1 pseudogene is annotated in these 511 nt (G+C 42.1%); it reads right to left on the minus strand.

Annotated elements, in window-relative coordinates:
• A pseudogene (locus ACFIKD_RS09800) lies at positions 1 to 511 on the minus strand (autotransporter outer membrane beta-barrel domain-containing protein); the annotation flags it as partial.

A 511-nucleotide genomic window follows, 5' to 3' on the forward strand; every position in this document is an offset into this window, starting at 1 on the left:
ACCATTTACTGCCATAAGACCATGGTTTGTGGCGTTTTTAATGGTTGTTTTTCCATTTAACTCAATCTTGCTATTAGAGTCTTGGACGGACACACCAACATTAGATTCTCCAGCTTCATTAAGGGTTATCGTTAAATCTTTGCTAGTAATTGCAGCACCGCCTACTGCCTGAAGCCCGTTAGTAACTTTTTTAATGGTTGTTTTGCCTTTTAATGTAATCATGCTGTCAGCGCCATCGGCTTTTGCACCAGTTCCGCTGCCGTCTGTTGTTGTTAAAGTAACGTCCGTGACATCAATCTGTCCGCCTTTTTCTGCAAATAATGCAGCTTGTTTCCCAGTTACGGTTTCTTTCTCCTTAGTGATCTTAGACCCTGAGCCTTCTGCATGGAGTCCATAACCATCAGTTGATGTAATTTTAGCATCGCCGGTTAAATTAATGGTGCTGCCTTCTTTAGCATATACCCCATCAGTTTTTCCATCGAATGATCCTCCAGAGACTGTTATTGTGGAG

The sequence above is a fragment of the Bartonella sp. CR84HXZ genome (genome assembly GCF_042194535.1).
Classification (GTDB): Bacteria; Pseudomonadota; Alphaproteobacteria; order Rhizobiales; family Rhizobiaceae; genus Bartonella; species Bartonella grahamii.